This window comes from Stenotrophomonas sp. HMSC10F07 (assembly GCF_001807895.1).
GTDB classification, from domain to species: Bacteria; Pseudomonadota; Gammaproteobacteria; order Xanthomonadales; family Xanthomonadaceae; genus Stenotrophomonas; species Stenotrophomonas sepilia.
In genome coordinates, this window is the sequence record NZ_KV791386.1 from 13578 (window position 1) to 22074 (window position 8497).

At 67.0% G+C, this 8497-nt stretch carries 5 protein-coding genes and 1 riboswitch; of the genes, 3 read left to right on the forward strand and 2 right to left on the reverse strand.

From position 1 onward, the window contains the following. Positions 1-62: 62 nt before the first annotated feature. Positions 63-2930 carry an aminomethyl-transferring glycine dehydrogenase gene (gcvP, locus tag HMPREF3114_RS10655; protein ID WP_053500679.1) on the reverse strand — a complete coding sequence of 956 codons (2868 nt, stop codon included), beginning with the start codon at positions 2928-2930 and terminating at the stop codon, positions 63-65. Positions 2931-2992: 62 nt separating this feature from the next. Beyond that, positions 2993-3095, reverse strand: a riboswitch (glycine riboswitch). A 299-nt stretch (positions 3096-3394) separates the two neighbouring features. Here gcvP and HMPREF3114_RS10660 point away from each other — a divergent pair. From HMPREF3114_RS10660 to HMPREF3114_RS10670, 3 genes are all read left to right on the forward strand, one after another. Beyond that, positions 3395-4621 (forward strand): multidrug effflux MFS transporter, encoded by a 1227-nt coding sequence (locus HMPREF3114_RS10660; RefSeq protein WP_053500685.1) that lies wholly within the window; start codon positions 3395-3397, stop codon positions 4619-4621. 144 nt (positions 4622-4765) lie between these two features. After that, complete coding sequence (locus HMPREF3114_RS10665) at positions 4766-5662, forward strand: siderophore-interacting protein (RefSeq protein WP_053500681.1); 897 nt, start codon at positions 4766-4768, stop codon at positions 5660-5662. A 68-nt stretch (positions 5663-5730) separates the two neighbouring features. Further along, positions 5731-6123 (forward strand): hypothetical protein, encoded by a 393-nt coding sequence (locus HMPREF3114_RS10670; RefSeq protein WP_005418286.1) that lies wholly within the window; start codon positions 5731-5733, stop codon positions 6121-6123. Positions 6124-6320: 197 nt separating this feature from the next. Here HMPREF3114_RS10670 and HMPREF3114_RS10675 read toward each other — a convergent pair whose 3' ends face one another. Further along, complete coding sequence (locus tag HMPREF3114_RS10675) at positions 6321-8285, reverse strand: M2 family metallopeptidase (protein ID WP_053500683.1); 1965 nt, start codon at positions 8283-8285, stop codon at positions 6321-6323. Positions 8286-8497 lie beyond the last annotated feature (212 nt).

Below are 8497 nucleotides of genomic sequence, written 5' to 3' on the forward strand. Positions count from 1 at the left end.
CCACGCCCTCATGAAAACGGCCCGCTTGCGCGGGCCGTTTTCTTTATCGATGCAGTGAGGAATCAAGCCTCGACTTCATCATCCTTGTAGGCATCGACCGGGATGCAGGCGCACATCACGTTCTTGTCACCGTACACGTTGTCGACGCGTGCCACCGGCGGCCAGTACTTGCTCTGCTTCAGGCTGGCCAGCGGGAAGGCGGCCAGTTCGCGCGGATAGGCGTGGGTCCACTCGCTGGCGGTCACCGCGGTGGCGGTGTGCGGCGCGTTCTTCAGCGGGTTGTCCTCGCGGTCCAGGCGACCGTCTTCGATCGCGCTGATTTCCTCTCGGATCTGGATCATCGCGTTGATGAAACGGTCCAGCTCGTGCAGCGACTCGCTCTCGGTTGGCTCGACCATCAGCGTGCCGGCCACCGGGAAGCTCAGGGTCGGGGCGTGGAAGCCGAAGTCGATCAGGCGCTTGGCGACGTCCTCGGCACCGATGCCGCTGGTCTTCTCCAGCGGGCGCACGTCCAGGATGCACTCGTGCGCCACCAGGCCGTTACGGCCGGTGTACAGGGTCTTGAAGTGCGGAGCCAGGCGCTTGGCAATGTAGTTGGCGTTGAGCTGCGCGACCTGAGTGGCCTTGCGCAGGCCTTCGCGGCCCATCATCGCGATGTACATCCAGCTGATCGGCAGGATCGAAGCACTGCCGAAGCTGGCCGCGCTGACCATGCCGACCGGGCCGTTGTCACCCAGCTTGCCCGGCAGGAACGGGGCCAGGTGCTCCTTGACCGCGCACGGGCCCACGCCCGGGCCACCACCGCCGTGCGGGATGCAGAAGGTCTTGTGCAGGTTCAGGTGCGAAACGTCCGAACCCCACTTGCCCGGCTTGGCCACGCCGACCAGGGCGTTCATGTTGGCGCCGTCGGTGTACACCTGGCCGCCGTGCTTGTGGATGATCTCGCAGATCTCGACCACCTCTTCCTCGAACACGCCGTGCGTGGACGGGTAGGTCATCATGATCGCGGCCAGGCGGTCGCTGTACTTCTCGGCGTTGAGGCGGATGTCCTCGACGTCGACGTTGCCGTTGGCATCGGTCTTGGTCACCACGACCTTCATGCCGCACATCTGCGCCGAGGCCGGGTTGGTGCCGTGCGCCGAGTCCGGGATCAGGCAGATGTCGCGGTGGCCTTCGCCGCGCGAGCGGTGGTAGGCACGGATCGCCAGCAGGCCGGCGTACTCGCCCTGTGCGCCGGAGTTCGGCTGCAGGCTGACCGCGTCGTAGCCGGTGCATTCGACCAGCATCGCTTCCAGCGTGTCGATCAGTTCCTTGTAGCCCAGCGCCTGGTCGGCCGGCACCAGCGGGTGGATCTGCGAGAACTCCGGCCAGGTCACCGGGATCATCTCGGCGGTGGCGTTGAGCTTCATGGTGCACGAACCCAGCGGGATCATCGTGCGGTCCATCGCCAGGTCCTTGTCGGCCAGCGAACGCAGGTAGCGCAGCAGTTCGTGCTCGCTGTGGTGGGTGTTGAACACCGGGTGGGTCAGGAACGCGGACTGGCGCAGCAGGCCCGCCGGCAGCGCGTCGGCGGTGCTGGCGTCCAGCGCCTCGACGTCAGCCTGCGCGCCGAACACGGCGGCCAGCGCGACCACGTCGGCGCGGGTGGCGGTCTCGTCCAGGCTGATGCCGACCGAGTCGCTGTCGATCGCGCGAAGGTTGTAGCCGGCGGCGCGTGCCTTGGCGTGGATATCATCGGCATGCACGCCGGTGATGTGCAGGGTGTCGAAGAAGTCGCCACCGACCTGCACGCCGGCGTTCCGCAGTGCCGCAGCCAGGATCGAGGCCAGGCGGTGGGTGCGCCGGGCGATGCGGGTCAGGCCTTCCGGGCCGTGGTAGACCGCATACATCGAGGCCATCACCGCCAGCAGGACCTGTGCGGTACAGATGTTCGACGTCGCCTTCTCGCGGCGGATGTGCTGCTCGCGGGTCTGCAGGGTCAGGCGGTAGGCCGGGTTGCCCTGGGCATCGACGGAAACGCCGATCAGGCGGCCCGGCATCGAGCGCTTGTAGGCGTCACGGCAGGCCATGAACGCGGCGTGCGGGCCACCGAAACCGAATGGCACGCCGAAACGCTGGCTGTTGCCGACCACGATGTCCGCGCCCCATTCGCCCGGGGCGGCCAGCAGGGTCAGTGCCAGCAGGTCGGTGGCCACGGCCACCAGGCCGCCGCGCGCGTGCACGGCATCGACCAGCGCCCTGTAGTCGCCGACCTGGCCGAAGGTGTCCGGGTACTGCAGCAGCAGGCCGAAGGCTTCCGCTTCCAGTGCTTCGGCCGGGGTGCCGACGCGCAGCACGATGCCCATCGGTTCAGCGCGGGTGCGCAGCAGTTCCAGGGTCTGCGGGTGCACGGCGTCGTGCACGAAGAAGGTGTCCGACTTCGACTTGGCCGAACGCTTGGCCAGGGTCATCGCTTCAGCGGCGGCAGTGGCTTCGTCCAGCAGCGAGGCGTTGGCGATCTCCATGCCGGTCAGGTCGGCGCACAGGGTCTGGAAGTTGATCAGCGCTTCCATGCGGCCCTGCGAGATCTCGGCCTGGTACGGGGTGTAGGCGGTGTACCAGGCCGGGTTTTCCAGGATGTTGCGCAGGATCACGTTCGGGGTGTGGGTACCGTAGTAGCCCTGGCCGATGAAGCTGCGCAGCACGGTGTTCTTGTCGGCGATCGCACGGATCTTCGCCAGTGCCTGCACTTCGGTCATCGACTCCGGCAGCGCCAGCGGCGCCGGCGACTTGATCTTGGCCGGCACGATGGCATCGGTCATCGCATCCAGCGACGCGTGGCCGACGACGTCGAGCATCTGCGCGATCTCGGCATCGTTGGGGCCGATGTGGCGCTCGACGAACGCATTGTGGTGCTCGAGCTCACGCAGGGAAGGGGTGTTCTGGGACATGGCGAAGGATCCGTCAGGAAAGGGCACACGCACGGGCACAAGCCGCCGGTCGGCGGTCTGCGGGGCGCCCCTCTGTCCTTTTGCCTGAGAGTTTGGAAGCGCGGAAAACCGCAGCTTCGTGCCCCTTCGGCGCCGGATCGAACCGGTCTCTCCAGAGTTCTGTTACGGGTGGTATCGGGCCTGAGCGATTACGGGCGTTGCGCCTTCGGCAGCGGTGTTCCGCTTCTCCCACCGTGTTGCCCGCCGATTATAGCCCGTTGCGGGCCCGCTGGCCGTCTACGGGCCTGGCCGCTGCGCCTGAATGGCCGATGGCCCGGACGTGCGTTTTGTGCATCGCTGCATGGCATCAGGCGCAATCCCCACCTATGATGGCCAGATACCCGAATTCATCTGGCGCCCTCCCTGCAGACAGGGACCGGCGCCCGCCGTGCGTGCCACGCATGGCCCTGCCGGACGCCTTTCCCATGACCGCCGCTGTTGCTCCCTCCACCCGCCGCATGGCCCTGCTGCTTGCCGGCCTGGCCATGTTCGGCCCGTTCTCGATCGACACCATCTTCCCGGCCTTCCCGCAGCTGGCCCGGCGCCTGGCGGTGGACGAGGTGGCGGTGCAGCAGACCATCAGCGTGTACCTGCTGTTCTACGGCCTGATGAGCCTGGCGCACGGCCCGCTGTCCGACGCCTGGGGCCGCAAGCGGGTGATCCTCGGTGGACTGGTGGTGTTCGTCGGCGCCTCGGTGGGCTGCGCACTGTCCACCGACCTGACCACGCTGCTGGCCTTCCGCGCGCTGCAGGGCCTGTCGGCGGGTGTCGGCATGATCGTCGGCCGCGCGGTGATCCGCGACCTGTACCACGGCCATGACGCGCAGCGGCTGATGAGCCAGGTGTCCATGCTGTTCGGCATCGCCCCGGCCATCGCGCCGATCATCGGTGGCTGGATCCTGCTCAGTGGCGCGGGATGGCCGCTGATCTTCTGGTTCCTGGTGGTGTTCGGGCTGGTCCTGCTGGCGGCCACTGCACGCTACCTGCCCGAGACCCATCCGGTCGAAGCGCGCGTGCCGTTGTCACCGCGCGCGTTGATGCGTGATTACGTGCGCATCGGTTTCAATCCGCGCTTCCTGCGCCTGGCGCTGGCCGGCAGCATCGGCTTTGGTGGAATCTTCCTGTACATCTCCTCGGCGCCGGTGTTCGTGATGCAGCACCTGCACCTGGGCGAGGGCGGGTTTGCCTGGTTGTTCATCCCGACCATCGGCGGCATGACCACCGGCTCATTCCTGTCCGGGCGCATGGCCGGGCACACCACGCCCACCCGCCAGGTCTCCATTGGTTTCGGCCTGTGCGCATTGTCGGTGCTGTTGAACGTTGGCTACGTGGTGCTGTCGCCACAGTTCGTGCTGCCATGGGCGGTACTGCCGATCTTCCTGGGGGGCATGGGCATGGCGCTGATCTTCCCGATCCTGGCGCTGGCGGTACTGGACATGTACCCGCATCAGCGCGGCCTGGCCTCGTCGCTGCAGGCCTTTGTGCAGCTGATGATCAGCACCGTGGTGGCCGGCGTGGTGTCACCACTGCTGAGCGGTAGCCCGCTGCACCTGGCACTGGGCCAGGCCGCGTTCTTCGGCGCCGGTTTCGTGTTCTGGTACTGGGAACACCAGCGCGAGCGTGCGGCGCAGGCAGCCTGCACGGGTCACTGAGCAGCGCGCAGGGGTAGGGCGGGCCACGATGCCCGAAACACTTGCGGCAGGGAACGGCCGGACTAGGCTGGGCACTCCAGCCAGCCGGTGCGTGGATGCACGACAGCCAGCCGATCCGATGTCGTTGCATGAGGTTTCCCCCAAATGGCTGCGCAGCAGACCTACCGCCTGTTCGAGGTGGCGCTGAAGGAGCGCCGCGTTCTTTCCCCTTCCCTGGATCGCATGGTGTTCACCGGCGCCGACGTGGCGCGGATGAAGACCGAAGGCCCGGACCAGCGCATCAAGGTGTTCTTCCCCTTGCCTGGCCAAGACCTGCCGCAGGTGCCCTGCGGCGAGGACTGGTATCCGCGCTACCGGGCGCTGCCGGACGATCAGCGCCCGCCGATGCGCACCTACACCATCCGCCAGCTGCGTGCAGAGCTGGGCGAGGTCGATGTTGATTTCGTGCTGCATGGCGAGACCGGGCCGGCCTCACGCTGGGCCATCCATGCTCGCCCCGGCGACCGTGTGGTGTTGCTGGCTCCCGATGCCGACTGCGCCGACAGCAGCGAAGGTTGGGAATGGAAGCCGCCGGCCGGCGTCGGCCAGGTGCTGCTGGTGGCCGATGAAACCGCGTTACCGGCGGTGGCTGGCATTCTTGAGGAACTGGCGGCCATGGTGGATCCGCCGCGTACGCTGGCCTTGCTGGAAGTGGCGCAGGCCGGCGACGCGGTGCCGCTGAAGGCACCGGCTACCGCCGAGCTGGTCTGGCTGCCGCGCGGGCGCGCGGCGTACGGGGCGCCGCTGTTGCAGGCGGTGCAGGCGCGGCTGGCAGCCGCCTCGAGCGTGGCCGCTGGCGACGAACTGGAAGAGATCGACGTTGACGCGCAGATCCTCTGGGAACAGGCCGATGCCAGCGTGGCCGGGCCGCTGTATGCCTGGGTGGCAGGCGAGGCGGGGGCGGTGATGGCGATCCGTCGCCATCTGGTCCGCGACTGCGGGCTGGACCGCCGCGCGATCACCTTCATGGGCTACTGGCGGCACGGCAAAGTGCTGGATTGAGGGGGTGTGAAGCGGCGTGGCGGGTGGGGTGCGCTATCCTTGCGCCCCCCTCGCAGCGGTATTGCACCATGTCCACCAGCTCCAAGACCCGCCGCGACCAGCGCCGTCGCCAGGAAAAGCAGGCCGCCAACAAGGCCGCTGCCCAGGCCTCGCCGGTGGAGCCGCATGCCGAACTGCGCGACGCGCAGCGCACCCTGCTGGCCGGTGTCGTGCGCCGCGACGGCGAATGGGTGCTGGGCATGGACGGCCGTATCGCCGGCCACAGTGACTCCGCCGCGCAGGTACTGGCGCTGATCATGCAGGCCGGTGAACTGCACGAGCGCAACGGCACGCCGGTGCGCCTGATGTACTCCGATGCGCTGCGCGACGCCGCGCACGCCGAAGCGAAAGAGAAGGGCCAGACCTTCGAGGAATTCAAGGCGGAACTGGCCGCGGCGATGGCGGCGAAGAAGGACAGCTGATCCGCCGTGGGTAGCGCCGGGCCATGCCCGGCGAGCGCAGCGGTGCGATGAAGAGCCGCCGGGCATGAATCACTCTCACTGCTTGGCGAAAGGCTCCGCGCGCATGGCGATGCGTTCGCTGCAATGGCGCCCACCGGTCACGTGGGCGCGGCCCGGCGCTACATCAGGGGCGGATCCTTGCGGACCCGCCCCTTTTCTCATTTCGCCGCCGGGGCGGCGTTGGCCTGCCAGCCACACATCTGGCCTTCGTTCTGCTGCTTCAGCCACTCGTTGACCGGAGTGAAGTACTCGATCATCGGGCCGGCATCGAGCTTGTCGGTGCCGGTCAGCTCCTTCAGCGTGGCCTGCCACGGCTGGCTGGCACCCTTGCTCAGCATCGCCCAGTATTTCTGGCCGGCTTCCTTGTTGCCGTAGAAGGTGCACTCGTGCAGCGGGCCCTTGTAGCCGGCTGCATCGCACAGGCCCTTGTAGAACTGGAACTGCAGGATGCGGGCCAGGAAGTAGCGGGTGTACGGGGTGTTGCCCGGCACGTGGTACTTCGCGCCCGGATCGAAGAATTCTTCGCCACGGGTGCTGGCCGGGGCCACGCCCTGGTACTTGGCCTTCAAGTCCCACCACGCCTTGTTGTAGTTGTCGGCGGTGATCGAACCATCGAATACGCCCCAGCGCCAGCGGTCGATCATCAGCCCGAACGGCAGGAACGACACGCCCGACAGCGCCATGCGCATCTGGTTGTTGATGACCGCTTCGCGGCTCTCGGTCGGTGCATCGACCAGGCCGATCGAGCTGAGGTACTTGGGCGTCATTGCCAGCACGATGGTGTCGCCGATCGCCTCATGGAAGCCATCGTTGGCACCGCCCTGGAACAGCGGCGGCAGCGGGTTGTAGGCCAGGTCGTAATAGATGTGGCCCAGCTCGTGGTAGATGGTGGTGAAGTTCTCTTCGTTCGGCTTGATGCACATCTTGGTGCGCACATCGCCTTCCATGTTCATGTCCCAGGCGCTGGCGTGGCAGACCACATCGCGGTCGTCGGGCTTGATGAACTGGGTGCGTTCCCAGTACGACTGCGGCAGCGACGGCATGCCCAGCGACACATAGAAGTCCTGTGCGCGTTCAGTCATCTGCTTGGCGGTACGCAGTTCGGCTTCGCGCTGCGCCTTGTACTGGGCCGCCACACTGGCGTCCTTGCCGGCCTTGGCCAGCGCCGCGCTCAGGTTGGTCTGGTACTGCTTTTCCAGTGCAGCGGTGATGTCCAGGCTGCCGGCACCCGGGTACGGTTCCAGCTGGTCCCACAGGTTCGACCAGTCCTGCTGCCACATGTTGCCCAGCAGGTGCGCGGCGATCAGGCCGTTGCCCACTTCGGCCTTGTCCTTGCCGTAGGTCTTGTCCAGCTTGCCGCGTGCGTAGCAGTGCAGCTGCTCGTACATCGGCTTGACCTGTTCCCAGAGACGGTCGGTTTCCGGGCCGATCTGTTCGGGCGGCATGTCATAGCCGCTGCGCCACATCTGGCCGGCATCGGTAAAGCCCATGCCCTTGGCGCCCTCGTTCACCAGGCCGACGAACTTCTGGTAGTCGCCGCGCATGCTCCTGGTGGTGCTGTGCCAGCCCTGCCAGGCGTCGAGCTGCTTGTCGTAGTCGCGGCTGCGCGCCAGCACCTGTTCCAGCTCGCCCAGCTGGCGGCAGGAGTTCGGATCATTGGCATCGGTGCAGTACTTGCCGGCACCGTAGCTGCCTTCCATGCGGGTGGCGATCTGGGTCAGCTCGGCCAGCTTGGCCGGGTCGCGCGGCGCCGGCATCGACGACATCAGCTTCAGCAGGTGGATCGCGCGCTTGCTGTCCTCGCTCATCGGCTTGCCGTCGAACTTGGCGGCCTGTTCGATCCAGCTGTTGAGCTGGGTGAGCGAACGCTCGTTGGCTTTGGCCGCAATGCGTTCCGAATCACCGTTGATGTAGGTGGAGGACAGCCACTGCGCCGAGGTCATCTCCGGGTAAGCGGCCTTGAATTCGGCATTGATGCGGGCCACGAACTGGTCGGCGGTTTCACCGGCCGGAGCGCTGCTGCTGGCGGTATCGGCGCCTGGGGCAGCTTCCTTCTTGCAGGCGGCCAGGGCCAGCGTGGCGGCGGCGATTGCCGAGGCCAGCAGGAGATGACGGTGTTTCACGGGCGGTCCTTGGGTGGTGAACGACGGCCGAAGGCTAGTGGGCCGTCGCTGCCACCGCAAGTGGCGGACGTCAGCCGGGCGGCGCCCGGCACCCGCAGAGGCCAGAGCACAAGCAACAGCAACCGCCGAAGCAACCGCAACAGCGGGGTATCCGTGGGATGGCGCGGCGGTGTGGGCTTGCAGGACACGCCGTAAACCCATCCATGGGGGCT

Bases quoted from the DNA above. Each gene is read 5' to 3' on its own strand.
- HMPREF3114_RS10670 (WP_005418286.1), top strand. From the start codon at position 5,731: ATGTCCACCAGCTCCAAGACCCGCCGCGACCAGCGCCGTCGCCAGGAA.
- gcvP (WP_053500679.1), bottom strand. From the start codon at position 2,930: ATGTCCCAGAACACCCCTTCCCTGCGTGAGCTCGAGCACCACAATGCG.
- HMPREF3114_RS10660 (WP_053500685.1), top strand. From the start codon at position 3,395: ATGACCGCCGCTGTTGCTCCCTCCACCCGCCGCATGGCCCTGCTGCTT.
- HMPREF3114_RS10665 (WP_053500681.1), top strand. From the start codon at position 4,766: ATGGCTGCGCAGCAGACCTACCGCCTGTTCGAGGTGGCGCTGAAGGAG.